20 protein-coding genes and 1 pseudogene are annotated in these 26,183 nt (G+C 62.9%); 12 read left to right on the top strand and 9 right to left on the bottom strand.

Annotated elements, in window-relative coordinates:
• Positions 1-15: 15 nt before the first annotated feature.
• A complete protein-coding gene (locus tag E6P07_RS05400; protein WP_153974665.1) occupies positions 16-1,308 on the bottom strand; it encodes a nucleotide sugar dehydrogenase in 1,293 nt (430 codons plus the stop codon).
• 28 nt (positions 1,309-1,336) lie between these two features.
• Positions 1,337-2,857, bottom strand: a complete 1,521-nt coding sequence (gene ilvA / locus E6P07_RS05405; RefSeq protein WP_153974666.1) for a threonine ammonia-lyase, biosynthetic — start codon at positions 2,855-2,857, stop codon at positions 1,337-1,339.
• A 427-nt stretch (positions 2,858-3,284) separates the two neighbouring features.
• On the opposite strand from ilvA, the gene E6P07_RS05410 reads away from it, so the two are divergent.
• From E6P07_RS05410 to E6P07_RS05460, 11 genes are all read left to right on the top strand, one after another.
• Positions 3,285-5,207: a PrkA family serine protein kinase gene (locus E6P07_RS05410; RefSeq protein WP_153974667.1), complete on the top strand. Its 1,923-nt coding sequence runs from the start codon at positions 3,285-3,287 to the stop codon at positions 5,205-5,207.
• A 13-nt stretch (positions 5,208-5,220) separates the two neighbouring features.
• Positions 5,221-6,492, top strand: coding sequence for a YeaH/YhbH family protein (locus E6P07_RS05415; protein ID WP_153974668.1), 1,272 nt, complete (start codon positions 5,221-5,223; stop codon positions 6,490-6,492).
• The gene (locus E6P07_RS05420; protein WP_153974669.1) at positions 6,489-7,979 is read left to right on the top strand and encodes a SpoVR family protein; all 1,491 of its coding nucleotides are present in this window, start codon (positions 6,489-6,491) and stop codon (positions 7,977-7,979) included. The genes E6P07_RS05415 and E6P07_RS05420 overlap by 4 nt, the downstream gene beginning before the upstream one ends.
• Before the next feature lie 9 nt (positions 7,980-7,988).
• Positions 7,989-9,662, top strand: coding sequence for a L,D-transpeptidase family protein (locus tag E6P07_RS05425; RefSeq protein WP_153974670.1), 1,674 nt, complete (start codon positions 7,989-7,991; stop codon positions 9,660-9,662).
• Positions 9,663-9,942: 280 nt separating this feature from the next.
• Positions 9,943-10,326, top strand: coding sequence for a septal ring lytic transglycosylase RlpA family protein (locus E6P07_RS05430; protein WP_153974671.1), 384 nt, complete (start codon positions 9,943-9,945; stop codon positions 10,324-10,326).
• 271 nt (positions 10,327-10,597) lie between these two features.
• Positions 10,598-11,908 (top strand): TRZ/ATZ family hydrolase, encoded by a 1,311-nt coding sequence (locus E6P07_RS05435; protein WP_153974672.1) that lies wholly within the window; start codon positions 10,598-10,600, stop codon positions 11,906-11,908.
• 114 nt (positions 11,909-12,022) lie between these two features.
• Positions 12,023-12,901 carry an archaetidylserine decarboxylase gene (gene asd, locus E6P07_RS05440; RefSeq protein ID WP_153974673.1) on the top strand — a complete coding sequence of 293 codons (879 nt, stop codon included), beginning with the start codon at positions 12,023-12,025 and terminating at the stop codon, positions 12,899-12,901.
• Between the two features lie 122 nt (positions 12,902-13,023).
• On the top strand, positions 13,024-13,614 hold the full coding sequence (locus tag E6P07_RS05445; RefSeq protein WP_153974674.1) for a Tll0287-like domain-containing protein: 591 nt from the start codon (positions 13,024-13,026) through the stop codon (positions 13,612-13,614).
• Between the two features lie 90 nt (positions 13,615-13,704).
• A complete protein-coding gene (locus tag E6P07_RS05450) occupies positions 13,705-14,286 on the top strand; it encodes a hypothetical protein (RefSeq protein WP_153974675.1) in 582 nt (193 codons plus the stop codon).
• The gene (locus E6P07_RS05455; RefSeq protein ID WP_153974676.1) at positions 14,283-15,485 is read left to right on the top strand and encodes a protoporphyrinogen/coproporphyrinogen oxidase; all 1,203 of its coding nucleotides are present in this window, start codon (positions 14,283-14,285) and stop codon (positions 15,483-15,485) included. Before E6P07_RS05450 ends, E6P07_RS05455 begins: the two co-directional genes overlap by 4 nt.
• A 27-nt stretch (positions 15,486-15,512) precedes the next feature.
• A complete protein-coding gene (locus E6P07_RS05460) occupies positions 15,513-16,007 on the top strand; it encodes a CreA family protein (protein WP_153974677.1) in 495 nt (164 codons plus the stop codon).
• Between the two features lie 225 nt (positions 16,008-16,232).
• On the opposite strand, the gene E6P07_RS05465 is transcribed toward E6P07_RS05460, so the two are convergent.
• The 4 genes and pseudogenes from E6P07_RS05465 to E6P07_RS05480 all read right to left on the bottom strand — a co-directional run bounded on the left by E6P07_RS05465 (position 16,233) and on the right by E6P07_RS05480 (position 22,224).
• Positions 16,233-16,535 (bottom strand): EAL domain-containing protein, encoded by a 303-nt coding sequence (locus E6P07_RS05465; protein WP_153976151.1) that lies wholly within the window; start codon positions 16,533-16,535, stop codon positions 16,233-16,235.
• Entirely contained in the window at positions 16,522-17,967 is a 1,446-nt protein-coding gene (gene tnpC / locus E6P07_RS05470; RefSeq protein ID WP_153974093.1) for an IS66 family transposase, read from the bottom strand. The genes E6P07_RS05465 and tnpC overlap by 14 nt, the downstream gene beginning before the upstream one ends.
• Before the next feature lie 88 nt (positions 17,968-18,055).
• Positions 18,056-21,535, bottom strand: a pseudogene (locus tag E6P07_RS05475) (DUF1631 family protein); the annotation flags it as partial.
• 53 nt (positions 21,536-21,588) lie between these two features.
• Positions 21,589-22,224 (bottom strand): biliverdin-producing heme oxygenase, encoded by a 636-nt coding sequence (locus E6P07_RS05480; protein WP_153974679.1) that lies wholly within the window; start codon positions 22,222-22,224, stop codon positions 21,589-21,591.
• 59 nt (positions 22,225-22,283) lie between these two features.
• Between E6P07_RS05480 and E6P07_RS05485 the strand changes: the two genes are divergently transcribed.
• Positions 22,284-23,864, top strand: a complete 1,581-nt coding sequence (locus E6P07_RS05485; protein ID WP_153974680.1) for a GAF domain-containing protein — start codon at positions 22,284-22,286, stop codon at positions 23,862-23,864.
• On the opposite strand, the gene E6P07_RS05490 is transcribed toward E6P07_RS05485, so the two are convergent.
• From E6P07_RS05490 to E6P07_RS05500, 3 genes are read right to left on the bottom strand one after another with little or no spacing between them, the layout of a single operon-like run.
• Complete coding sequence (locus E6P07_RS05490) at positions 23,861-24,481, bottom strand: V-type ATP synthase subunit D (RefSeq protein WP_153974681.1); 621 nt, start codon at positions 24,479-24,481, stop codon at positions 23,861-23,863. The two genes, E6P07_RS05485 and E6P07_RS05490, sit on opposite strands and share 4 nt — an antisense overlap.
• Positions 24,466-24,750, bottom strand: a complete 285-nt coding sequence (locus E6P07_RS05495; protein ID WP_153974682.1) for a YkgJ family cysteine cluster protein — start codon at positions 24,748-24,750, stop codon at positions 24,466-24,468. The genes E6P07_RS05490 and E6P07_RS05495 overlap by 16 nt, the downstream gene beginning before the upstream one ends.
• Positions 24,747-26,129 carry a V-type ATP synthase subunit B gene (locus E6P07_RS05500; protein WP_153974683.1) on the bottom strand — a complete coding sequence of 461 codons (1,383 nt, stop codon included), beginning with the start codon at positions 26,127-26,129 and terminating at the stop codon, positions 24,747-24,749. Before E6P07_RS05500 ends, E6P07_RS05495 begins: the two co-directional genes overlap by 4 nt.
• Positions 26,130-26,183 lie beyond the last annotated feature (54 nt).

Consider the following 26,183-nt stretch of genomic DNA (forward strand, 5'->3'; position numbering starts at 1 on the left):
TCCAGGTGTGTGAGATTACAGCCGTCCGTCGACCGCCTCGCGTGGGAGCACGGATTTGACGTCATAGAGGATGGCGCCCGGCTTACCGAAGGCGCGGAGGCGTTCGGCACCCCAGTCGGCGAATTGGCGATGGGCCACGGCCAGGATGATGGCCTCATAGACGCCGTGCTCGGGCTGCTCGACCAGTTTGAGGCCATACTCGTGCTCGGCCTCGGTCGGATTGGCCCAGGGATCACAGACATCACAGCTCAGACCATAGTCCCGTAACTCGGCGAGGATGTCGATGACGCGCGTGTTGCGCAGATCCGGGCAGTTCTCCTTGAAGGTCAGGCCCAAGACCAGCACCCGGCTATCCCGGTTGAGTCTGCCGTTGCGTGCCAGCCGCTTGATGACCTCCCCGGCGACATAGGCCCCCATGCCGTCGTTGACGCGCCGCCCGGCCAAGATGACCTCGGGGTGGTAGCCGATCTCCTGCGCCTTGTAGGTCAGATAGTAGGGGTCGACGCTGATACAGTGTCCGCCGACCAATCCGGGACGAAAGGGCAGGAAGTTCCACTTGGTCTCGGCCGCCTCCAGTACCTCCAGGGTATCCAGTCCTAGACGGTTGAAGATCAGTGCCAGCTCGTTGACAAGCGCGATATTGAGATCGCGCTGAGTATTTTCGATCACCTTGGCCGCCTCGGCGACGCGGATGCTGCTGGCCAGATGAGTACCGGCGCTGATGATAGAGGCATAGAGTGCATCCACGAAGCGCGCAACCTCAGGTGTGGAGCCTGAGGTGACCTTCTTGATGGTGGTCAGACGATGTGCCTTATCGCCAGGGTTGATGCGCTCTGGGCTGTAACCGGCATAGAAGTCACGGTTGTAGGTCAGGCCCGAGAGACGCTCGAGGATGGGGATGCAGACCTCCTCAGTCGCCCCTGGATACACGGTGGACTCATAGATGACGATCCGACCCGGCTTGAGGATGGAACCGATGGCGCGGCTGGCCGATTCGAGCGGACCGAAATCCGGCTGTTTGTGGGCATTGATCGGCGTCGGCACGGTGACGATCAAGACATGACAGTCGGCGAGCGGCTCGATGGTGTCGGTGTATTCGAGTCGGCTGGCGGTGCGCAGTTCGTCCGGCTCGACCTCGAGCGATGAATCGCGCCCGGCGCGCAGCTCGGCGATGCGCGCAGCGTTGATGTCGAACCCAAGGGTCCGATACCTTTTGCCGAACTCGACGGCGAGCGGGAGCCCGACATAGCCGAGCCCCAGAATCCCGATCTGGGTCGTGGCGAGGTCCGAATGAAAGGGGGTGTCCAAGTTGGATTCTCCTGGCGATGGCGATGCCTTAGCCGTTGCCGGCAAAGATCCGATAGGCGGGGTTGTCGGTCTCGTCCCAGTGCGGATAGCCCAGGCCGGCGAGTGTGTGTTCGAGGTCTGGATACTCCTCGGGTGGGATCTGCAACCCCATCAACACCCGTCCATAGGCCGCGCCATGGTTGCGATAGTGAAAGAGGCTGATATTCCAGCGCTTGCCGAGCCCGCTCAGAAAATCGAGCAGGGCGCCTGGACGCTCGGGGAACTCAATCCGCACCAGCCGCTCGTGTTCCAGACCAGGTGCATGCCCCCCGACCATGAAGCGAATATGCTGCTTGGCCGTTTCGTTGTCGGTCATGTCCAGTACCCGGAACTCCTTTTCTGTCAGGCGGGCGATCAGCTCGGCACGCTCATCCTCGCCCTTTGTCAGTTCGATCCCGACGAAGACCTGGGCGCGGCGGCTGTCGGCATAGCGATAGTTGAACTCGGTGATCTGGCGTCTGCCGAGCGCGCGACAGAAGCTGAGGAAGCTGCCGGGACGTTCGGGGATCTCGACCGCAAACAGGGCCTCGCGATGCTCGCCCAGTTCGGCGCGTTCGGCGACATGGCGCAGCCGGTCGAAATTGATGTTGGCCCCGCTCTCGATGGCGATCAGATGGGCGTTGCGTGTGTCCGTGGTCTCGACCCAGCGCCTGAGTCCGGCCACAGCCAGTGCCCCGGCCGGCTCGGCGATTCCGCGCGTGTCGTCGAAGATGTCCTTGATCGCGGCGCAGATCTCGTCGGCAGTCACCAGCACCACCGCATCGACGCGCGCGCGCGCGATGCGGAAGGTCTCTACACCGATCTTCCGGACCGCTACACCATCGGCGAACAGTCCAACTTGGGGCAGGGTGACAGGCTCACCGGCAGCCAGTGCGGCATGGAGCGTCGGCGCGTCCTCCGGCTCGACACCGATGATCCTGACCTCGGGATAGAGCCATTTGACATAGGCCGAGATACCGGCGATCAACCCGCCACCGCCGACCGGGACAAAGATGGCATCTGGCGGCTCGGGATGCTGGCGCAGGATCTCCATCCCGATGGTGCCCTGACCGGCGATGACGTCCGGATCGTCGAAGGGATGGATGAAGGTCAGTCCCTTCTCGTCCACCAGTTCGCGGGCATGGGCATAGGCTTCATCATAGGAATCGCCGTGGAGCACCACCTTGCTGCCCTGGGCGCGCACCGAGCGCACCTTGATCAGCGGCGTGGTGCGTGGCATGACGATGGTCGCCTGGAGTCCGAGTCGATTGGCGCCAAGCGCCACGCCCTGCGCATGATTGCCGGCGCTCGCGGCGATCACACCGCGCCCGCGTGCCTCGGCGTCGAGATGGATGAGTTTGTTGTAGGCCCCGCGCAGCTTGAATGAGAACACCGGTTGCAAGTCCTCGCGCTTGAGCAGCACGGTATTGCCCAGGCGCGCCGAGAGTTGCGGCGCGAGGGTGAGCGGGGTCTCGACAGCGACATCATAGACACGCGCCTTGAGGATGCGGTCGACATAGGAGTCAGGCATTCAGAATCCTCGGTCGGGGATGGAGCTATGGTTTAGATTAGGGTTTTGTCATCGTGGAACGTCTCGGCGCGCTTGGAGTCTGAGTCTCCTGACTCCATCATCGAACGAGCCGGCAAGTTCGATCTTCCGCGCCAGCCGGCTAGACCTCAGGCGCCCTGTCTTAGGGTCCGTCTTCGACATGCCTGATCACGCCGAGGTCGAGTGCAGGAGGATGGCGCGCTTGCTTGATCTGCCCAAGCATCGTATGGATTTGGAGATCGTAGCAACGACCTGTGCCCAGGCCCAACTGGAGCGGGTCACGCTATCGCTGGTTTGAATTTAGACTTCATCACACCGCATCTCAGCTGCGTCGGTGATCTAGACCTACATGTGCCACCGACGTGGTCCAAGACGAGCGTCCGTTTTTCCGAGAGTGAGGTATTAGTCCATGTCGATCTTTGAGCGTTATCAGGCTCGGTATGAGGCCTCGCGTGAAGAGGTGATGAGTCTTAACGAGTATCTGGAACTGTGCAAGACTGACCCCACTGCCTATGCTGGTCCAGCCGAACGGTTGTTGATGGCGATCGGCGAGCCGGAGTTGATCGATACCCGCGATGACCCACGCCTGAGCCGGATCTTCCAGAACAAGGTGATCCGGCGCTATCCGGCCTTCTCCGAGTTCTACGGCATGGAGGAGGCGATCGAGCAGCTGGTCTCCTATCTCAAGCATGCCGCGCAGGGGCTGGAGGAGAAGAAACAGATCCTCTACCTGCTGGGCCCGGTCGGGGGCGGCAAGTCGTCCTTGGCCGAAAAGCTCAAGGAACTGATGCAGGAACGGCCCTTCTACGCCATCCAAGGCTCGCCGGTGTTCGAGTCGCCCCTGGGTCTGTTCTCGCCTGAGGAGGATGGGGCCATCCTGGAGGAGGACTATGGCATCCCGCGCCACGCCCTGCGCACCATCATGTCGCCCTGGGCGGTCAAGCGCCTGCAGGAGTACAACGGCGACATCACCAAGTTCAAGGTGGTCAAGCTCTATCCCTCGATCCTGGAACAGATCGCGATCGCCAAGACCGAGCCGGGCGACGAGAACAACCAAGACATCTCGTCCTTGGTGGGAAAGGTCGATATCCGTCAGCTCGAACGCTTCGCCCAAAACGACGCCGATGCCTACAGCTATTCGGGGGCACTGTGCCGGGCCAACCAGGGCCTGATGGAGTTCGTCGAGATGTTCAAGGCGCCGATCAAGGTGCTGCATCCGCTCCTGACCGCCACCCAGGAGGGCAACTACAACGGTACTGAGGGCCTATCGGCGTTGCCATTCCAGGGCATCATCCTCGCCCACTCGAACGAATCCGAATGGCAGAGCTTCCGCAACAACAAAAACAACGAGGCCTTCCTGGATCGTGTCTTCATCGTCAAGGTGCCCTATTGCCTGCGGGTGAACGAAGAGGTGCAGATCTACCAGAAGCTGCTGCGCAACAGCTCGCTGGCCACGGCGCCCTGCGCGCCCGGGACCCTGGAGATGCTGGCCCAGTTCTCGGTCCTGACCCGGCTCAAGGAGCCCGAAAACTCCAGCATCTATTCCAAGATGCGGGTCTATAACGGGGAGAACCTCAAGGACACCGACCCCAAGGCCAAATCGATCCAGGAATATCGCGACTATGCCGGGGTCGATGAGGGGATGAGCGGGATCTCGACCCGCTTTGCCTTCAAGATCCTGTCGCAGGTATTTAATTTCGACCACACCGAGGTCGCGGCCAATCCGGTGCATCTGCTCTATGTGCTGGAGCGCCAGATCGCGCGCGAGCAGCTTCCGCCCGAGACCCAGGAGCGTTATCTCGGCTTCCTCAAGCAGTATCTGGCCCCGCGCTATGCCGAGTTCATCGGCAAGGAGCTCCAGACGGCCTATCTGGAGTCCTATGCCGAATATGGTCAGAACATCTTCGATCGCTATGTCACCTATGCCGATTACTGGATCCAGGATCAGGAATATCGCGACCCGGACACCGGCGAGATGATGAACCGCGCCATGCTCAACGAAGAGCTAGAGAAGATCGAGAAACCGGCCGGGATCTCCAATCCCAAGGACTTCCGCAACGAGATCGTCAACTTCGTGCTGCGCGCGCGCGCCAACAACGCTGGAGCCAACCCGAAATGGACCAGCTACGAGAAGCTGCGCGTGGTGATCGAGAAGAAGATGTTCTCCAACACCGAGGATCTGCTGCCGGTCATCTCGTTCAACGCCAAGGCATCGGCCGAAGAGAAAAAGAAGCACGAGCAGTTCGTCGACCGCATGACCGCCAAGGGCTACACGCCCAAGCAGGTGCGTCTGCTCTCGGAGTGGTATCTGCGCGTGCGCAAGGCACAGTGAGCGGACCAAGACCATGTCACACTTCATCGATCGGCGTCTAAACGGCAAAAACAAGAGTGCGGTCAACCGCCAGCGCTTCCTGAGGCGTTACAAGTCCCAGCTCAAGCGGGCCGTGGCCGACGCGGTCAACAAGCGCCGCATCACCGACATGGACTCCGGCGAGAAGGTCAGTATCCCGGCGCGCGACATCTCGGAGCCGGTGTTCCATCACGGCAAGGGTGGGGTGCGCGACCTGGTGCACCCCGGCAACAAGCAATTCGAGTCGGGCGATCGCATCCGTCGGCCCGAGGGCGGGGAGGGTGGCGGCTCGGGACAGGGGCGGGCGAGCAAGGACGGGCGGGGCGAGGACGACTTCGTCTTCGAGCTCTCGCGCGAAGAGTTTATGGACCTGCTGTTTGAGGACCTGGAACTGCCCAATCTGGTGCGCAACCAGCTTATGGGGACCACAGAGTTCAAAGCAGTGCGTGCCGGCTACTCGACCCAGGGCGCGCCGACCAACATCGATGTGGTGCGCTCGCTCAAGGGGGCGGTGGCACGGCGCACCGCGCTTGGCGCCTCCGCGCGTGCCCGCATTCGTGAACTGGAGGAGGAGATCGCGCACCTGCTCGCTGAGGGGGCACCTGAGACCGATCCCCGTATCGGCGAACGGCGTGCCGAGATCGACCGGCTCAAGACCCGCCTCGCCGCGTTGCCCTTCATCGACACCTTCGATCTGCGCTATCAGAGCTTTGTCAAGCAGCCCGAACCGACCAGTCAGGCGGTCATGCTCTGTATCATGGACGTCTCAGGCTCCATGGACCAGGAGCGCAAGAATCTGGCCAAGCGGTTTTTCATCCTGCTCTACCTGTTCCTCAAGCGCAATTACGAGCGGATCGATCTGGTCTTTATCCGCCATCACACCATCGCCCAGGAGGTCGACGAGGAAGAGTTTTTTTACTCGCGCGAGACCGGCGGCACCGTGGTCTCGAGTGCGCTCAACCTGGCCTATGAGGTGATCAAGGAGCGCTACGATCCGAGCCTCTGGAACATCTATGCCGCTCAGGCCTCGGATGGCGACAACTGGGATTCGGACTCCAGTCTCTGTCGCGACCTGCTAATCGAGAAGCTGCTGCCGCTGATGCGCTATTACGCCTATGTCGAGATCACCCCGCGCCAACATCAGAGCCTCTGGTATGCCTACGAGGAGGTTAAGGCCGTGCATCCGCACTTCGCGATGCAGGAGATCGACGGTGCCGAGGACATCTATCCCGTCTTTCGTGAGCTGTTCAAGAGGCAGACGGCATGAGCCGACGACTCATCACGGATTCGTCTGAGTGGTCCTTTTCGCTCCTGGAGCGTTTTGATCGCGAGATCGCGCGTTTGGCCCACGAGGTCTATGGGCTTGATACCTATGCCAATCAGATCGAGGTCATCAGCTCCGAGCAGATGATCGATGCCTATTCCTCGGTCGGTCTGCCGATCTATTATCACCACTGGTCGTTCGGCAAGCAGTTCGTGGCCACCGAGCAGACCTACAGGCGCGGTCAGATGGGCCTGGCCTATGAGATCGTCATCAACTCAGATCCCTGCATCGCTTATCTGATGGAGGAGAACAGCTTGCCGATGCAGGCCCTGGTGATCGCGCACGCCTGCTATGGACACAACAGCTTCTTTAAGGGGAATTATCTGTTTCGCACCTGGACCAGTGCCGACGCCATCATCGACTATCTGGTCTTCGCCCGAAAGTACATCGCCGAGTGCGAAGAACGCTATGGACAGGATGAGGTCGAGCTATTGCTCGATTCCTGTCATGCCTTGATGAATTATGGAGTCGATCGGTATAAACGCCCCGCGCCGCTGTCGCTGGCCGAAGAACAGCGCCGTCAGCGCGAGCGCGAGGCCTATCTGCAATCTCAGATCAATGACCTGTGGCGCACCCTTCCGACCACTGTCGAGCGCAACGAATCCTCGCGTGAGGAACGCTGGCCGGAGGAGCCGCAAGAGAACATCCTGTATTTCATCGAGAAGAACGCGCCTTTGCTCGAGCCCTGGCAGCGCGAGATCGTGCGCATCGTGCGCAAGATCGGGCAGTATTTCTATCCCCAGCGCCAGACCCAGGTCATGAACGAAGGCTGGGCCACCTATTGGCACTATACGCTCCTGAATCACCTCTACGACGAGGGACTCGTCAGCGATGGCTTCATGATCGAGTTCCTGCAATCCCATACCAGCGTGATCTACCAGCCGCCGTTCGATGCGCCCTATTACACGGGCATCAACCCCTATGCGCTCGGCTTTGCCATGATGCGCGACATCCGCCGCATCTGCGAGTCGCCCACCGACGAGGACCGTCACTGGTTCCCCGACATCGCTGGCCAAGACTGGCTCCAGGTGTTGGACTTTGCCATGCGCAACTTCAAGGACGAAAGCTTCATCGCCCAGTTCCTCTCGCCCAGGTTGATGCGCGAGTTCCGGTTCTTTGCCATCACCGACGACGACCTGGAGGAACATCTCAGGGTCAAGGCGATCCACGAGGAGAGCGGTTATCGTGTCCTGCGTCAGGCGCTGGCCGAACAGTACAATCTGGGTACGCGCGAGCCCAACATCCAGGTCTACAATGTCGATCGGCGTGGTGACCGCTCGCTGACCCTGCGTCATTTCATGCACAACCGGCGTCCACTCGGCGACTCGGTGCCGGAGATGTTGCGCCACATCCGCCGTCTGTGGGGGTTCACCGTACGCCTAGAATCGGTCGACGACCGCGGTCGGGTCGAGCTCATCGGTGAGGTTTGAATTGACGACATGAAGACATCGTTTCCACTGGTCCTGCTGTCCTGGCTGACCCTGATGACACCCGCGGTCGGGCGCGCCAACGATCTGCTCGTCGCGACCCTGGAGGCGTTTCGCGACTCCAGGACATTGGCCATCGACGGTGTGCCACTGCTCTCGGCGCCCGTGCTCGCCGATTTTTATCTCCAGCGTGACTACGCCCTGGTCTGGTCCAATCCGACACAGATCGATGCGCTGCTCGATCTGGTCGAGCGGAGCGAGGAAGACGGATTTCGCCCCGAGGACTTCCATGTCGAGCGCCTGCGCACACTGAGCCGACCCGGCGTGCTCGCGGCACTCCGTGGCAGCGCGCGCCTCGCCGCCGATCTCCAGCTCAGCGATGCGCTCTTGCGCTATGTCCATCACACCCGCTACGGCAAGCTCGATCCGGTCATCGTCGATCCACAATGGAACGATCGCCCCCCGGTGCCTGCCGAGCGTCTGATCGCCGACATGCACGGGGCCCTGGAGGCCGAGGATCTGGCCGACTTTCTCAACGGGCGTTTCCACAAACCCTTTTGGTATCAGGATCTCAAGCGTGCCTTGAGTCATTATGCAGGTGCGCGTCACCTCAATCAGCTTCCCCCGCTCACGCCTGGACCCCCGCTTTCGCTCGGCAGCCGGGGTGAGCGTGTCGCCCTGTTGCGCGAGCATCTGCGTCTGCTCGGTTATGGTGAGCGCCGGGACTCCGATCGGCCCGATGTCTTCGATGCCGCCCTAAGCGAGGCGGTACGCGCCTTCCAGCGGGCTCGTGGTCTCGTCCCAGATGGAATGGTCGGCCCCCAGACGCTCGCGGCGATCCATGATCCCGTCGACGAATCCAAGATCGATCGCATCCGCCTCAACCTGGAGCGCATGCGTTGGCTCTATGAGGACCTGCCGTCCGACTATATCTTCGTCGACGTCGCCGACTACATGGCCCACCTGGTGCGCGGACACGAGATCGTCTGGAGCACGCGCGTCATTGTCGGCAAAGAGGATTCGCAAACACCCATGTTCCGCGACCGGCTCGATCATCTGGTGCTCAATCCGACCTGGACCGTGCCGGTCTCGATCCAAAAAAATCTCGGTAACGTCTCGGACAAATACACCCTGATCGATCGACGCACGGGGCGCCGGGTCAGCGGCGGCAATGCCGCCGACTACAAACGCTATCGTGTGGTCCAGTCGCCGGGGCCGGACAATGCACTGGGACGGGTGAAGTTCATGTTCCCCAACCGCCATGCCGTCTATATGCACGACACCCCCAGCAAGGCACTGTTCGGGCGCCCGGTGCGCGCCCTCAGCCACGGCTGTGTGCGGGTGCAGAATCCGATTGAGCTCGCCGAGCTGCTGTTGGAGGAGTCAGGCTGGGATCGGGCGCGCATCGACAGCGTCTTTGAAGACACCAAGACGCGCTATGTCAATCTGTCTGAGCCCTTGCCGGTTCTGCTCTATTACCTGACGGCCCGTGCCGACGCCAAAGGCAGCCTCAGCCTGCGCCGCGACATCTATGGACGCGATCCGGCGGTGGCCGAGGCGCTCGACCAGCCCTTGCAGCGCACGCGGATCGCGCCCTATGCCTTCCTGCCGCTCGAAGCCACCACGCCCGATCCGGCGTTGGAGTATAGTGTACGATTGACGCGCTCAGATGTCGGCGCTCGCTAGGCGCTCCCGCGCGGATTGGCCGCCAGATCTGCCGCGTCTGGCCAGTCCGGGCGGCTTCGGCATGAGCGGCCTTGATCCATAGATTGGCTAAATCTCGGATTGATTTGGCGAATTTTTGCTTGCCTCCAGAGTATCCCGCCGGTTAGCATCCCCCCTGCGAACGAGTATCCGAAGGGTTCTTGCTCAAGCGCCCAAACACCAAACGACATGCGGAGGAAGCGTTTTGGTCAATCGACGCAACTGGCTATCACCCTTGGCGCTAGCGTTCTCGCTCTTGCCAATGACCCAGGCCCAGGCATTTACCACCGAGGGCCTGGCCTCCTACTACGCGGATCGCTTCAATGGCCGCCGCACCGCGAGCGGCGAGCGTTTCGACCAGGATGAACTGACGGCGGCGCATCGCACCCTGAGGTTTGGTACCCGGGTGCTGGTGACCAACAAAATCAACGGTCGCTCGGTCGAGGTCACCATCAACGATCGCGGACCCCATGCGCAGGGACGCACGATCGATCTCTCCAAAAAGGCCGCCAGTGAAATCGGCCTGCTCGGCCATGGCGTGGTTCCGGTCGAAATGCAGGTTGTCGACGTTGGAGATGTGGAGCCCTCCAGCGCCAATGAGCAGGCTCTGGCTCAGGCGCAGCGTCTACTCATCGAGCTATTTTGATCCAGGGTCTGCACAGACCACCTTGAACCCGCATTTTGCGCGTTTGTTCATCCTTCTTGCGCTATCCATCCCCGTCCTTCAGGACGGGGATGGATAGCGCACCGCGCGTAGCGCGGTTAGGCCGTCCGTCTCGCCACCTCCGTATCCCTGGTCAACCGAGCCTGTTCTCACAAGCCCCGGACTTCAGGCCGGGGGAGTTGACCGCAGGCTCCTTTGTGGCATGGTGGCGCCTATTGTCACCCATTCGTCCCCGTAACCAAAGGACCGCGCGATGCACGCCGAACTGCTCATCCATGCCGAGTGGATCCTGACCGTGGATCCCGAGGATCGCCAACTGACCGATCATGCCATCGCCATTGCCGACGGGCGTATCCAGGCGCTCCTGCCCTACGAGGAGGCACGGCGCACCATCCAGGCCGAGCAGACCCTCGAGCTGCCCGGTCATGTCCTGATCCCGGGTCTGATCAATGCCCACACCCATGCCGCCATGACCTTGCTGCGGGGCTTAGCCGATGACCTGCCGCTCATGACCTGGCTGTACCAGCACATCTGGCCGACCGAGCAGCGCTGGGTCGATGCCGACTTCGTCGCCGCTGGGACGCGCTTGGCGGTACTGGAGATGTTGCGCGGTGGGGTGACCTGTTACAACGACATGTATTTCTACCCCGAGGTTTCGGCCCAGGTGACGGCCGCGGCCGGGATGCGCGCCCTGATCGGGATGATCCTGGTCGATTTCCCGACCCGCTATGCCGCCTCGCCCGATGAGTACATCGCCAAGGGGCTGGCGCTGCACGAGTGCTATCGTGACCACCCGCTGATCCGGGTCGCCTGGGCGCCGCATGCGCCCTATTCGGTCTCGGATGGGCCGCTGCAACGGGTAGCGAGCCTGGCGCACGAACTGGGCGTGCCGATCCATATCCATCTGCACGAGACTCGAGACGAGGTCGAGCAGGCGGTCCAAGCCCGGGGCGAGCGCCCCTTTGCGCGGCTCGATCGGCTGGGTCTGATCGGCCCGGCCCTGGCCGCCGTGCACCTGACCCAACTCACAGACACCGAGATCGCGCGCCTGGCCGAGACGGGCGCAAGCGTTGTGCACTGTCCGGAGTCCAATCTCAAGCTCGCCAGCGGTTTCTGCCCGGTCGCGCGGCTCTTGGAGGCGGGGGTGAACGTCGCGCTCGGCACCGATGGTGCGGCCAGCAACAATGATCTCAATCTGCTCGGCGAGATGCGCACCGCGGCCCTGCTCGGCAAGGGTGTCGCCGGCTCGGCCGCCGCCGTGCCCGCGACCGAGGTGCTACGGATGGCGACCATCAATGGGGCACGCGCCCTCGGTCTGGACGCGGAGATCGGCTCGATCGAGCCAGGCAAGTCGGCCGATCTGGTCGCGGTCGATTTGCGCGATCCGCACACCCAGCCGATCTATCACCCGATCTCGCAGCTCGTCTATGCCGCTGGACGCCACCAGGTGCGTCAGGTCTGGATCCGGGGCCGTCAGGTCATCCGCGATGGTGCCCCGACCACCCTGCACCTGGCCGAGGTGCTCGCCGAGGCCCAGATCTGGGGGAGACGGATCGGCGGATGAATGACCCCAAAACGCCGCGCGCCCCAGGGACGTGAAAGTCACTCCGTTTCCTCAAAGACTTTGCTCGCTTTGCTCACCTGTGGTTCAAAGACGTTTTGCCGATGGGATACCCGCATGTCACTCACAGACCGGCTCTTCATCGCCCTGCAACACCTGATCCCCCAGCGCTGGCTCTCCGAACGCCTGTACTGGCTGGCGCGCGTCCGGTGGCGACCGTTCAAGCGGCTGATCATCCGAAACTTCGCGCAGATCTATCGCATCGACATGCGTTTGGCGCTGGAACCGGACCTAGACGCCTATCCACACTTCAATGCCTTCTTCACCCGCGCGCTCCGTCCCGATGCCCGCCCGCTCGACCCGGACCCGGCGGCCATCCTCTGTCCGGTCGATGGTGCCATCAGTCAGATCGGGACCATCGAGGCCGGGCGGCTGATCCAGGCCAAGGGGCGTCACTATCGCGTCGAGTCGCTGCTTGCGCTCGCACCCGGCGAGCCCCATCCCTTCGAGGGCGGGCGTTTCGCAACCCTGTATCTCTCGCCGCGTGACTACCATCGTATCCACATGCCGCTTGGTGGGCGGCTCGATCAAATGGTCCATGTGCCGGGCACGCTCTTTAGCGTTAACGCCATCACGTCCGCGGGTGTATCCGACCTGTTTGCGCGCAACGAGCGTCTGATCTGCCGCTTCGAGACCGCAGCCGGTCCCATGGCGCTGATCCTGGTCGGCGCGATCTTCGTCGGCGGCCTCGAGACGGTCTGGGCCGGTGAGGTCACGCCGCCGCATTCGGGCTTAGAGCCCCGGCGCTGGGACTATGCCGTCGACGAGCAATGTATCCACCTGGAACGCGGTGAGGAGATGGGACGCTTCAATCTCGGCTCGACCGTGATCCTGCTGCTGCCCGATCAGACCGAGTGGGAACCTGGACTGGTGCCCGGCATCGGGGTCCAGTTTGGCCAGCGGCTCGGGAGATGGCGCCCGGCAGACCCTGGCTGAACCAAAGGTGACTGAAGGCGTTTCTATCACCCGTCCAAGACTGGCGAGGCTTGATCGCGCTGGATGGATCGCGGATCCTTAATGCACAGCCTTGAACCCAGCACGACCTTAAGGAGGGCCCCATGACCCCAATCGTCCCCCGAATCCTGATTGCCGCCAGCCTGTATCTCCTGACCAGCTCGATGCCAGTCCTGGCCTCAGCCGATGACCCCTTGACCGAAGAGGCCAAACAGATCATCAAGGAATTCTCCGGGCAATTACAGTCCGAACTTAAGGCGGCGATCGAGAGCGGCGGCCCCGTCGGGGCGATCTCAGTCTGCAAGGATCGCTCGCCCGCCATTGCCGCCGAGCTGTCCGAAGCCAGCGGCTGGGAGGTTGGGCGTGTCAGCCTCAAGACGCGCAACACGAAACTTGGCACACCGGACGCCTGGGAGACCCGGGTGCTCGAATCCTTCAAGGCCCGTCTGGCCGAGGGCCAACCCGCCGAGACCCTGAGCCAGGCCGAGGTGGTCGAGGACGATCAGGGACGGAGGACCTTCCGTTTCATGAAGGCGATCCCAACCCAGGAGGTCTGTCTGGCCTGTCATGGCAAGACCATCGCGGCACCGGTCGCTCAAGCGCTCGATGAGCACTATCCGAACGACCGCGCACGCGGCTTCGAGGTTGGCGACATCCGCGGGGCCTTTACCCTATCCAAGCCGCTGACCGAGTAAAAGGGCGCTTGCAATAGCTCCAACGAGGCGGTCACCTGTGGCGACCGGCGATCGGGGGCGCCTGATCCTTGATGCAAAGAGGGGGGAGAGATGTCAGGGGCAAGATTCGACATCCTGTTCGACGGCACACTCAAACCGGGCGCCGATCCGCGTCTGGCGCGCGAGCGGCTCCAGGCGGCCTTCAAGCTGGACGCCACAGGTATCGAGCGTCTTTTCAAGGGCCAACGGCTTACCGTCAAGCGCAACGCGGACGCCGCTACCGCGGCCCGCTACAAGCGCATCTTCGAGGAGGCCGGTGCCATCGTCACCCTAAGGGCGGTTGAGGTTGCCGCGTCCACTCAATCTCCGTCACCTCCTACAAAGCCTCCTTTGGTCGCAGATCCCGAAGCCGGTGTCACGCCCAAGGTCACCACGCTTAAGACCGACACTGAGGCGGTCGCGAATCTCACTGCCGAGGGCGGCTTTGAGTTCCTCGAAGAGCCGCCCCAGGTTAGGCCGCCGGACCTCGATCTCAGCCATCTGAGCCTGGTCAACGGCTCGGATTGGAGTCTGGCCGACTGCGACCGGCCACCTGAGCCGGTGCATATCCCCGACATCAGTCATCTGCGTCTCGACGAGATCGAGACGCCCCCGGATGACAACGAGCCGACTGGACACAATCCCGCCCCATGAGCACAGATTTCGACCACATTGTCATCGGCGCTGGTATTAGCGGACTGGGTGCCGCACATTTCTCAGCCCGCCGCGGTTTGAGCACCCTGGTGCTCGAGGCGAGCGACCGCATCGGCGGCTGCATCAATAGCCAGACCTTTCCGGCGCTCGGTGGTTTCTGGACCGAGGCCGGTGGGCACACCTGCTTCAATAGCTATGGCAATCTGCTGTCCATCCTCGATGATCTGGGGCTGACCACCCAGGTCCAGCCCAAGCTCAGGGTCGGCTATAGGCTTTGGAAGGACGGTCGACGCCGCTTTATCCTCTCGGCCATCCATCCCTTCGAAGCGCTAGGCTCGCTGCCCAGGCTGGTCAAGGAACCCAAGGAGGGGCGCAGCGTGCGCGACTACTACAGCGCCGTCCTCGGTCGGCGCAATTATCGCGATCTACTCCAGCACGCCTTCCAGGCCGTGATCTGCCAGCCGGCAGACGACTACCCGGCCGAGGCGCTGTTTCGGCGCAAACCGCGCCGCAAGGACGTCATCAAGGCCTTCACCTTCGCCGACGGGCTTTCGGCCATCCCGAACGCCCTCGTCGCCCAGGGGACATTTGAGGTCCGCACCGGGCAGCGGATCGAGCAGATCGCAACCGAGGGTGAAGGGTTTAAGGTCCGACTCCAGGATGGCACCGCGATCAGGAGCGCCCATCTGACCCTGGCCGTGCCGCCTGATGTCGCAGCTATGCTGATCCCGGCTGTTTTTGCCCGGGCGCGTGCCCTGGTCGCTGGCATCGGGATGGCCGAGATCGAGACCCTGGTGCTGGTCTTCCGGCAGGACGCCCTGAACCTGCCGCCGCTCGCCGGTCTGATCGCGGTCGAGGACGCCTTCTATTCCGCCGTCTCGCGTGACTTTTTGCCCGACGCCCAGTATCGCGGCTTTGCCTTCCACTTCCGCCCCGGCGTACTTGATCCGGAATCCCAGGTCAGATGTGCCTGCCAGGCCCTGGGTGTCACCCCGGACCGGATCGCCGCCCAGTCGCGTGTCCACAATCGTCTGCCGGCGCTGCGCCAGGGTCATTTCAGACTGGTCGAGCAGCTCGATGCCGCGCTCGCCGGCACCCGTCTGGCCCTGACCGGCAACTGGTTCCTCGGCGTCTCGATGGAAGACGCCCTGACCCGCAGTCATAGCGAGCACGTCCGACTGTTCGGCGCCCGCACCTGAAGACACCCCACACCCGGAGAACCCAGCATGCAATCTATACTGCTCGTGCCGCTCTTGATCGGCGCTTTCTTCGGCCTGGCCCACGCCGAGGAGATCGGAAGTGTCTCGACCAAGTTCAAATGGATGGGCCCAAACGACAAGATCGTCGTCGAGGTCTTCCAAGACGAGGCGATCCCCGGGGTGGTCTGTTATCTGAGCCGGGCCAAGACCGGCGGTGTCTCGGGGGCCGTCGGGGTGGCCGAGGACACCTCGGACGCCTCGATCGAATGTACCCAGATCGGCCCCATCGCCCTGCCTGATGACATCCGGTCGGGCAAACGCAACGGCGAACCGGTGTTTAAGAAACGCACCTCGCTCCTGTTCAAGACCCTGCAGGTGGTGCGTTTCTACGATGGACCCCGCAACGCCCTGGTCTATCTGACCTACAGCGACCGCCTCATCGAAGGCTCGCCTAAAAACAGCGTCTCGGCGGTGGTCATTCAGCCGTGGAAGGGGGATCCCGCCCAGCCGGCGGGGGAGTGAGGGGCACTGCAACTGTGATGCAGACAACCGACCCAGAGACGCGGTCTGCTTGAGCCAATTGAAAATCCGTTCCTTGACATCCTCCCCGGCCTTCAGGCCAGGGAGGATGTCAACCCCTCTTGTCTTTCGCCTAAGAAGGGAATGCGCACACAATTCGGTCAAGCGCCCCGCCTTGGCTGTCTCCCGGCACGAGGACTGATGGCGCGCTTCGGGCCTGGCAGGTGCTCAGTGTCGGGTAAAGAATTCATCGATGAAACCGGGGCGTGCGATGGCATAGCCCTGGACATGATCGATGCCAAGCTCACGCATTAGGCTCAGGGTTTCGGCGTTTTCCACGAACTCGGCCACCGTCTGCTTACCCATAAAGTGGGCGATTTCGTTGAAGGAACGCACGATCACCTGATCATGGGGATTATTGACGATATCCTTGATGAAAGAGCCATCGATCTTGAGGTAATCGATCGGCAGGTGCTTAAGATAGCCGTAAGGTAACTGTTCAGGTGCCCCGGGGAAGCTACCCCGAGAAATTTGGCTGAGGGGTGTTGCCCTTGAACACTTGGATGAGGGATTGGAAGAGGTCGAAGTGCTGCTTCTGCAGGGTGGCGAGGTAGGAGCGGATGATGCAGAAGGCCTGTGCGCCTTCGGTGGTGCGGAAGCAACCGGCGATCTTGTGCTTGACCTTGGGCATGCGGATCGCTTGTTCGGCAAGGTTGTTACTGAACGGAACGCGTGGATCGGTCGTGAAGCGCAGGACATCGTCGGCATGATCACGCAATCGTCGGTAGAGATTGAACGGCACGCTTTGCGCCGTGCGCCCGCGTCTGCCGCTGGCGGGTTTCTCTGGATTGGCGGCGGCCGCTTCAGCAAGGATCGCCTCGTAGTGAGTGCGGATCGCCTGGATGCGCAGAGCCGTCAGCGGCTGGCCATGGGCGGCCACCGTTTCATGGTGGGCAGAGACCAACAAATCGATCATGCGCTTGGCCCACGCTTGTCCGCATTCCTCATGGACGAAGGTCAATTCACGCAGATGATGGGCGTTGCACAGCGCATGGGTGCAGGTCAGTTCCCGATACGAGGCCCAGCCGTCATGAACCAGCGTTCCCTTGAGCCGATACAGCAGACCGAAGTCCTCAAACGCCGCCTTGCCGCGCTTGGCATGCAGACCCAGCCAGGTCAGGGTGTCGGTCACCGCGGTGTGCAGCCAGTTGAGCTTGCCTGCCACGCGAAAGCCAGACTCGTCGGCGCCCGCGACATCCGCCTGAGCGACCGCATCCGCGATCCGCGCGACCGTCGGAGCCAACCGCTCACTCGCCTCCCCGATCATGGCCTGAACCGTGCCGGTCGAGATCGGCACACCATACAGGTCTGCAAGGACGTTGGCGGTGCGCGCCACGGGCAGCATGTGGTGCTGCGTCAGATAGACCGCCTGCGCCTTGACGCCGGGGCCATATTGAACCGGGGCCGTGACCTCGGGCGGGAATTCGCTGCGGTGCAGTTTGCCGCAGGTGCAGCGCAGCGCGTGAATCCGGTGCTCGGTCACTTCCATTGTCACCGGCGGCAGATCGAAGACCTGGCGGATTTCGGTCGTGGCCTGCCCCGTGAGCGATTCGCCGCAGACGTCGCATACCTCGGGCAGTGGATGATCCACCACGTGATCGGGCTGCGCCACTTGCTTGAGCGTCGAACCGGAATGACCCGGCTGACCGCCAGGCGGTCGGCTTCCCTGCTTGCGCATCGACTTCGTCTTCTTCAAGCCTTCGGCCGAGGATGGAATGCTCGAGTTGCGGCTGTTCTTCGCCATCTGCCCGCGCAGATGGGCGACTTCCCCCTGCAGCCGGGTCACTTCCGCTGTCAGCCGGACGACTTCCTGGCGCAACGCGGTGACCCAATCCCACAGCGCATGAATGAGTGCGTCTTTCTCCGCGTGCGTCAGGCCAGCAAGATCGGGCAGTCTTTCCATGCCGCTTATTGTCAGCTGTCCTTCCCGTTCTTAAACCCGGATCAGAGACTCTTTTATGGGGAACCTGAACAGTTACGCCGTAAGACGAGAGCCCAACACCAAAGTCGTCGAGATAGATCGGGCAGCCCAGTGCCCTGAGGTGCTCGAGGTTGGCTGCCGCGCGTTTGAGATCGGTGATGGCCGCGGTCTCGGTCACCTCGAATCCCAGCCGCCTGGGGGGGATCGCCCAGTGTTCCAGACGCTGGCTGACCCAGGCGACGAAGTCGGCCTCACCAATGGTCTGACCCGAGACATTGACGGCCACGCTGCCGAGTGGCCCCTCCAGCCCAGGGTGTGCGTTGAGCCAGCGCAATGTGGTCTCGATGACCTGGCGATCCAGTATCTGCATCATGTTCAGGGCCTCGGCGGCGGCGATGAAGTCGCCAAGCGGGAGGGGACGATGCCGTTCATCATAGACGCTGAGCAGGATCTCCGAATGATGCGCGACCGGCTCTTGGCCATCCTCGAGCTCGGTCAGCGCGGCGATGATCTGAAAGCGTAGCCGTATCCGCCCCGAGCGGATGGCCTCTGCGGTCTGGGCGCAGATCCGCATCTGTTCCAGTTGTTTGTGGATGACTGGGTCCTCATCACGAAAGAGGATCACCCGGTCACCCCCCTGACGTTGGGCGGCCAGGCAGGCCAGGTTCGCCGTCGAGAGATAGTGTTCTGGCGGCTGCCGTCGGTCCTCGATGAGGCTAAACCCCAGGCTCCAGGATAGGCCCTGGGTAACCGACTGGATCTGGATTGGGATCGCGTTCAGGCTCAGGCGCAGGCGCTCGCCCAAGCCCCGGGCCTCGTCGTGATCCCGAATCCCGATCAGGACGCCGAAGCGACCATTGCCGAGAGAGGCCAGACACTGGTTGTGGGCAAGGTGCAGGCGCAACTGGTCCGCGGCGTACTTGAGGATCTGCTCCCCGGTGTCCGATCCATACTGGAAGGTCAGGATGGCGAGGCGGTCGAGCTCCAGGATCCCCAGGGCATAGGGCTGGACATTGGGGTCGGCTTGGGTGAGGACCCTGATCAGGGCGAGTTTGAGCTGACGCTGACTCGCAAGCCCCGTCAGGGGATCGGGAAGGTCATGCTCATGGATCTGAGACTCCATGCGCTCCAGGGCGGCGGTGGTGGCACGCTGTACGCTTCCTGTGGGCGGCGGGCGGTCGATGACGAGGCGTTGGCGCAGGAGCCTGCGGGCCAGGCGGCTGCGACGCAGACTGGTTAGGCGCTTGCCCAGGGGATCGCTGAGGCCAAGACGCGACCCATCCGGGCTGCGCCAGATCAGACAGAGCGCCATTGGACCAGCGCGTTCCTGAGTCCAGAGCAGGGTGCCGATCGGTAGGGCATCGATGCGGGCGATTGCCGCGTTCCAGTCTGCCTCGGCGATCGTCTCATCGACCGTGTCCGGCCCATCCTCAGGGTCGGGTAGGAGCGGCCTGAAGGGCTGATGGAGCCCGGGGGCGACCTGACCGGCACGCACCTGTTTAAGCGCCTGATGGACGCGCTCGGTCAGCTCGGCGTGCTCCTCGGCCGTCAGGCCCGCGGCGCCCAATCCATCGAGGATCTCCTCGAGGAGGACCTCCTGGCGACTCAACTCAATGGCGCCCCGATGCGCCAGGGCCTCGCCACCGGTGTCGAGATGCAGTTGCCAGAGCGTGCGCCAGTGACGACGCCAACGCGGACTGTCCACACCTGCGGTGATACCGACCATCTCGAGGAGGCTGCGCCAGCCGCGATCGAGGATCTCGGTGACTACTGGGTGGATGTATAGGCCATCCAGAAGGCTGTTGATCCGCTGACGAACCCCTTCCCGGGCCTGGCGATGACGCTCGCGGATATTGCAGAGCGAGATCCAGTGCGCGTGATTTGTGCGACTCAGGTGCTCAAGGTGCGCCTTGAGCCCCCGCATCTGTTCGCTGAGCACCTCCAGGGCCGGGAGATCGCCCGGTTCGGTCGCCACCAGACGCTCGACCAGCTGTTCGAATTCTTGCTGACGCTCGGGGTCGTCGCGGGCCCCATTGGGAAGCAGGCGCGCGAGTTGCTCGACTTGATCGAGCAGGACCGTCAATGGATGTCGCTCATCGAGGAGTGCGCCCGGATGCGTCAAGGCCATGGAGAGCAGATGCGCTGGGATACGCTCCAGTACGGTCTTGAGCGTCTTCGGTGTGGATTGGTCGCTCAGGATCTCGGTGATGAGACGATCGGTCAGGTCGACGCGCCCCTGGGTCCAAGGGAGGTCGAGTCGCCCGCTATCCAGGGGGGGATGCTGTACCCCGTGCTGGATGGGCGCGGGTCTGGATGGCTGGAGGGCCTGAGCGCGCAGGGCGTCGAACAGTTCACGCACTCGGAGATCCTGTGGTGCCGGGGTCGGCTCGGCTGGCAGGGGTCCCGGCGCCCGCTGGTCTGGCATCGGGTTGGGTCTGGCGGGCGACTGGGGTGTGGTGGTCGGCTCGGGTGGCGCGGGCGGTTCCGGGGTCAGATCCGAGGGCGGGACGAATCCATCCCCGGGGTCGGCGCTGGGTCCGACCTCGGGGTGTGGCGCCTGTAAGGTCTGGACCCCAGGCTTGGACGCGGTCAATCCGAGATGGGACCAGTCGAGAGAGAGTGCGCGATAGAACGCCGCGAGTGCATCGGCGATCCGATGCCCGCCGCTCCGCAGACCGATGCGCAGGATCGTGTCGCTGACGCCGACTTGACCCAGGAGTCCCTCCAGCACATCGAGTAGGCGTTCGGGTTCGATCGGCCAGAGTGGCTGGCCCGATAATGGCGTGGCCTGTGAACGCAGCATGCCCAGGAGTTCGCTCAGTTCCTGTTCCAACCGGGTGCTGAGCTCGGACTTCACCAGCCAGTTCTCGAACACCTCCTGATCGAGGAGCGCGAGCTCGATCCGCCCTTTATTTTGATCATGGGGATCCGGGGTCGGTGTGGGGGCGACGAGGGATTCTTGGATGACCTCATGCACCTGAGACGCCAGGCGTCCCGACTGGAGGGCCTGGATGAGCAGGCCGGCCTCGCTGGCGGCGAGTGACCGATGCACGTCGGACTCGGCATGCTCGCTGTATTCCAAGAGCGCTTCGAGTAGATGCCCGATCCACTGATCGAAGATCTCGGGCAAGCGCTCCTTGCTTAGGGCACGCAGCAACCCGAGTGCCTGGTGGTCGAGTTGATTCCGGTGTTCGTCTATGGCCGTTGTGGCCGCCTGATGAATGAAGCGACCCAGCCGGTCAGCCGTGTCCTCGAGCAGGGTCGTGAAGCGCAGTCCGAGTCCATACGGCGTTGTGCGCACGACCTCTGCCAGTGCGCCCGCCGCTCGAGGGTCATCAGGTAGGGCGATGTCCAGGCGGTAGGCTTGGCTTGGTCGCAGATCGTCAGAGATCTGGTCAGAGGCGAGCTCAAGAAAGAGTCCCCCGGCACAGATGTCACGGACCCGTCCATGAATCACTTGGCCCTGGGGGTGCCTGAGTTCGGCAGCGAGATCGACACGGTAGCGGGCGTTGACTCGGCGCTCGCGGCCATATCCCTGAGAGATTGCCATGGATGCATTCCGAATGAGCGAGATGAGCGAAGTGATCCACCGAGCGGATCGAGCTAAAGGATGGACCGCTCAGGGGTTAGCTTGATCTGGGTGTGGATGTGCGCGAACACCGTCAGGGCGCCCGCGATCACTCGATCTGGAACCAGTACCTTTTGTGCAACGAGTGCATTGAGTCCTCCCGTGAACCTCTTCCAGGCCGTCGCAGTATTCTGGCCATGAAAATCGAGGAAGCGTGTCGACCCGAGTGGGGCACCGATGATGCCTCGCAGATGACGGGCGATGGTCCGACCGCCGAGCGTGGCCCCCTCCAGGACATAGAGTCCACCGACCGTGGTGCTGAGATCGTCGAGCAGAGCGGGTCCAGGTGCGAATGCCAGGGTCGCCGAGTTGAACGTCAGACCCTGCTCCTCCATATCCGCGATCAGTGCCGGCAACTTGGGCATGATGCCGAGCCGATCGCGAGTCGTGTCGTCGAGCCGGGCGTAGAGGATCTGCTCCAGCGGGGCATAGACGGACAGGATGGCACGCAGATAACGACGATAGTCATCGAGTATCACGGCCTTCGAGGTCAGACGCGCCATCAGCGGCAGTTGCTCGATCTCGGCATGGATCTCGGCCGTGGCCCGGCGCAGGGCGAGGGCCAGGTCGATTTCGAGGCATGGATGTGAAGGGGAGGATGGAAATGACATGGGTCCGTCCGAATATTTAAGATCACGCCAACCGGACTTAAGCAACCTGAGCACAGACCATGAGCGAATCCCTAGCCCCAGGCTTTTGGGCCGAATGCGAGCGTGAGCAACTGCATCATGTGCAGTCTATCCAACCCTGGGGTTGTTTGCTAGGCGGACGCACCGGTGAGGCGATCGTGCGATTCGCAAGCGCCAATCTGGCCGACTGGACCAATTGGACGCCCGACTCGGCCCTCGGTCGCGCACTCACTGACCTGCTACCCGGATTCCCACCCAAGACCGAACTGGCCGATATCGCCGAGGCGCCCGATGCCTGGATGCGTGCCTCTTCCCGCAAGCATTTCTATCCGGGTCTGCTGGCTGGTCCTGTGGGTACGCTCGACGGTCTGCTCTCCTGCAACGAACACAACTGGCTGCTGGAACTGGAAGTCGCATTGCCCGCCAATCAGCACAACGAGGCTTACCGCCCCGTCCCACATCGTCTCTATCGCATGCCCTATTCCGAGCGCGATTGGGAGAACCACTGCCAGTATCTCGCCGACGAGATGCGTGCCGCAACCGGCTTCGAGCGGGTCATGATCTACCGCTTTCGTGACGATGGCTGCGGCGAGGTCATCTCTGAGAGTCTAACGGAGGGCCTGCTGCCCTATCTGGGTCTGAGATATCCAGCCTCCGACATCCCCCAGATCGCGCGCCATCTCTACCGGCTCAACTCGCACCGTCAGATCCCCGATATCCACACGACCGATGTCCCCATTCTGAGCCTCGACCCCGGCGCACTTGCCGATCTCTCGCTCTCGGACCTGCGCGCCGTCTCGCCGGTGCATCTGGAATATCTCCGTAACATGGGCGTCACCGCCTCACTGTCGTTCTCGGTGCCCATCGCCGGTGAGCTGTGGGGACTGATCGCCTGTCATCATTCCGAGCCGCGTCATCTGCCGCTGCCGGTGCGGCTGCGTTGTGCCGAGATGGCCCAGGTGTTCGCGCTCGCCATCGCCGGCTATCAGAGCGCGCAGCGGCTGATGGAGCTCAACGAGAGTGATCAAGAGATCCTCGCCCTGCGCTCGGCGCTGTGGCTCTCGGAGGGCGAGCGCGATCTGGGCGTGGAAATCAAGGACGGCCAGACCCATCCGATCGACCAGACCCTGGGCCAGACGCTCTTGTCGCTGGAGCGCGCCACGGGGGCGGCACTGGTCGACGACCTGGCCATCGTGACCTTTGGGCAGACGCCGGAGCCTTCAGATATCCGCGCCCTGGTCGACTGGCTACGCGAGACGATGCCCGACCCGATCTTCGCCACTGACCGACTCTCGTCACTCTTCCCGGACGCCCTCCAGTATGCCGAGCAGGCCAGTGGCTTGCTGGTGGTGCGTATCGAGGGCGATCGTGAGACCGGCGATCGTTGGTTTTTGTGGTGGCGTCCCGAGCAACCCCAGACGGTCCAGTGGGCGGGCGACCCACGCAAGGGTGCGCTCTTCGATGAGCAGCGTCAGGTGCTTTCACCGCGTTCGTCTTTTGAACGCTGGATCGAGACCACAGCGCGCCAGTCCGAACCCTGGACCGAGGCCGATCGGCTGCGCGCCAAGAAGTTCCGCAGCCTGGTGCTGCACGAAATCAATGCGCATCTCCTGGGGCGTTAGCGCACCTGCCCACGCAGCAGCTTGACCTGGAACAGGGTGTTGCGCTCCTCTTCCTCCAGTGAGGACTGGATGAAGCGGATGGTGCGGTGATAGCGCGGGATGATGTTGTACTTGAGTGCATTGACCCGTTTTTGGGCCTTGCGCTGTTCTTCGAGCAGACGATGAAGCGCGATCTCGACCTCCGAGAGCTGCGCGAGCCGCACGGCGGCCTCGGCCAGATGCTCGCGCGTGGTATCGAAGCTCACGTCCGTCCCCAGCAGCCCAACCGGCTTGAGCGGCAGACGCTCGCTCGTCACCGCCGGATATTCCACCCCGAGCGCCCGGCGCGGCAGGATATCCACCTTGAGGGCTGGCTCGACCCCGAGCGAGGCCTGACGGATGGCGCGGCTGCCCATGCGCAGATGGCTAATGGCCAGACACTGGTAGGCCTTGGCCAGCGCACGCTCGGACTCGGCGCGCAGCCGGCGATATTCGCCGATACGCTCATAGACCAGGCGCGTGAGCAGCTCGCGCTTGCGCTCCAGCAGGTCGTGACCGTCCTCCAGGAACCGAACCTGCTTTTTGAGCTTGAGCAAGGTGTTTTTGGTCGGCGGGACCTTGATCAGTTGTTGGACCATGCGGCCTCCCGCTCGATGAGACACTCGGGGCCGCCCATCGCGAACTCGCGGCACAACAGCGGCCGTTGTTCATAGATGCGGCAGCGTAGGCGGTCGCGGTCGAGCGCCGCGCACCAGCCATCGTCCAGACGCTTCATCACGACCGCGCCCCAGGCATCGCGCCTGGTGAAGTGAGGCGGCACCCCGGTCTCGGTCAGACACCGCACTTCGAGCCTGCAACAGGCCGCTGCGCACTGATCGCAGGTGACGGCAGGCGAGGGTGCGCTCATGCCTCGACCTCTCGGTAATACTTGGCCAGATCGGTCTCCTTGAGGCGCGTGAGCATGTCGCGCGGGAAGATACTCATCAGCTCCCAGGCCAGATTGAGCGTGGCCTCGATCGAACGATCCTCGTCCTCACCCTGGCCGACGAAGCGCTGATCGAAGGCATCGGCAAAGCTCAGATAGAGCCGGTCGCGCTCGGAGAGCTCGTCGGCGCCGATGATCGAGGCCAGATTGCGCGTCTCCTGGGCGCGCGCATAGAGGGCATAGAGCTGGGCGGCGACGCGCGGATGGTCCTCGCGGGTGTCGTCCTTGCCGATCCCATCCTTCATCAGACGCGACAGGCTCGGCAAGATATTGACCGGCGGATAGATCCCTTGATTGTGGAGCTCGCGCGAGAGCACGATCTGACCCTCGGTGATATAGCCGGTGAGATCCGGGATCGGGTGGGTGATGTCGTCCGAGGGCATGGAGACCACGGGCACGAGGGTGATCGAGCCGTGACGCTGGTGGATGCGTCCGCAGCGCTCGTAGAGCTCGGCCAGGTCCGAATACAGATAGCCCGGATAGCCCTTGCGTGCCGGCACGTCGCCCTTGGCGGTGGCGACCTCGCGCAACGCCTCGGCATAGTTGGTCATGTCGGTGAGCACCACCAGTACATGGCGGTCGAGGTCGTAGGCCAGATATTCGGCGGCGGTGAGCGCAGTGCGCGGCAGGATCAGGCGCTCGACCGGCGGGTCGTCGGCCAGATTGATGAACATCACCACGTTGCGCAGCACGCCCGAGTTGGCAAACTCGTCGCGGAAGAACTTGGCGTCGGCGTAGGAGACGCCCATGGCGGCGAAGACGATCGAGAAGCCGGCGGACGCATCGACCAGCTTGGCCTGGCGTACGATCTGGGCCGCCAGCCGGTTATGCGGCAGACCCGAGCCGGAGAAGATCGGCAGCTTTTGGCCGCGTACCAGTGAGTTGAGTCCATCGATGGTCGAGATCCCGGTCTGGATGAACTCGCGTGGATAGGTGCGTGCGGCTGGGTTGATGGCCGAGCCCCCGACCGGACGGCGGATGGCCGAGAGGATCGGTGGACGACCATCGCGCGGGACACCGAGCCCGTTGAACTCACGCCCCAGGATCTCGGGCGAGAGTGCGATCTCGATCGGCTCATCGAGAAAGCGGACCCAGGTGTTCTCCAGGTCCAGGTCATCGGTGCCCTCGAAGACCAGGATCAGCACCTCGTCATCGCTAGCACGGATGACCTGACCATTGCGGACCTGGCCGGCGTGGTCCTGGATGCGAACCCGATCACCGAAGGCGACATTGGGGGTGTGTCTGACCACCAGCAGACCGCCGCGGGCCTCGACGGCAGTGCGGTATTCCTTGATGCTCATTGAAAGGCGCCTCGCAGGATGGGCCGTGTCTTCATACAACTAGGCGCTTGGGAC

This window comes from Thermochromatium tepidum ATCC 43061, assembly GCF_009664085.1.
Classification (GTDB): domain Bacteria; phylum Pseudomonadota; class Gammaproteobacteria; order Chromatiales; family Chromatiaceae; genus Thermochromatium; species Thermochromatium tepidum.

Coding starts and splice junctions, on each gene's coding strand:
- E6P07_RS05425 (WP_153974670.1), top strand. CDS start 7,989: ATGAAGACATCGTTTCCACTGGTCCTGCTGTCCTGGCTGACCCTGATG.
- E6P07_RS05420 (WP_153974669.1), top strand. CDS start 6,489: ATGAGCCGACGACTCATCACGGATTCGTCTGAGTGGTCCTTTTCGCTC.
- E6P07_RS05435 (WP_153974672.1), top strand. CDS start 10,598: ATGCACGCCGAACTGCTCATCCATGCCGAGTGGATCCTGACCGTGGAT.
- asd (WP_153974673.1), top strand. CDS start 12,023: ATGTCACTCACAGACCGGCTCTTCATCGCCCTGCAACACCTGATCCCC.
- E6P07_RS05495 (WP_153974682.1), bottom strand. CDS start 24,750: ATGAGCGCACCCTCGCCTGCCGTCACCTGCGATCAGTGCGCAGCGGCC.
- E6P07_RS05445 (WP_153974674.1), top strand. CDS start 13,024: ATGACCCCAATCGTCCCCCGAATCCTGATTGCCGCCAGCCTGTATCTC.
- tnpC (WP_153974093.1), bottom strand. CDS start 17,967: ATGGAAAGACTGCCCGATCTTGCTGGCCTGACGCACGCGGAGAAAGAC.
- E6P07_RS05450 (WP_153974675.1), top strand. CDS start 13,705: ATGTCAGGGGCAAGATTCGACATCCTGTTCGACGGCACACTCAAACCG.
- E6P07_RS05490 (WP_153974681.1), bottom strand. CDS start 24,481: ATGGTCCAACAACTGATCAAGGTCCCGCCGACCAAAAACACCTTGCTC.
- E6P07_RS05410 (WP_153974667.1), top strand. CDS start 3,285: ATGTCGATCTTTGAGCGTTATCAGGCTCGGTATGAGGCCTCGCGTGAA.
- ilvA (WP_153974666.1), bottom strand. CDS start 2,857: ATGCCTGACTCCTATGTCGACCGCATCCTCAAGGCGCGTGTCTATGAT.
- E6P07_RS05485 (WP_153974680.1), top strand. CDS start 22,284: ATGAGCGAATCCCTAGCCCCAGGCTTTTGGGCCGAATGCGAGCGTGAG.
- E6P07_RS05500 (WP_153974683.1), bottom strand. CDS start 26,129: ATGAGCATCAAGGAATACCGCACTGCCGTCGAGGCCCGCGGCGGTCTG.
- E6P07_RS05430 (WP_153974671.1), top strand. CDS start 9,943: ATGACCCAGGCCCAGGCATTTACCACCGAGGGCCTGGCCTCCTACTAC.
- E6P07_RS05480 (WP_153974679.1), bottom strand. CDS start 22,224: ATGTCATTTCCATCCTCCCCTTCACATCCATGCCTCGAAATCGACCTG.
- E6P07_RS05415 (WP_153974668.1), top strand. CDS start 5,221: ATGTCACACTTCATCGATCGGCGTCTAAACGGCAAAAACAAGAGTGCG.
- E6P07_RS05460 (WP_153974677.1), top strand. CDS start 15,513: ATGCAATCTATACTGCTCGTGCCGCTCTTGATCGGCGCTTTCTTCGGC.
- E6P07_RS05455 (WP_153974676.1), top strand. CDS start 14,283: ATGAGCACAGATTTCGACCACATTGTCATCGGCGCTGGTATTAGCGGA.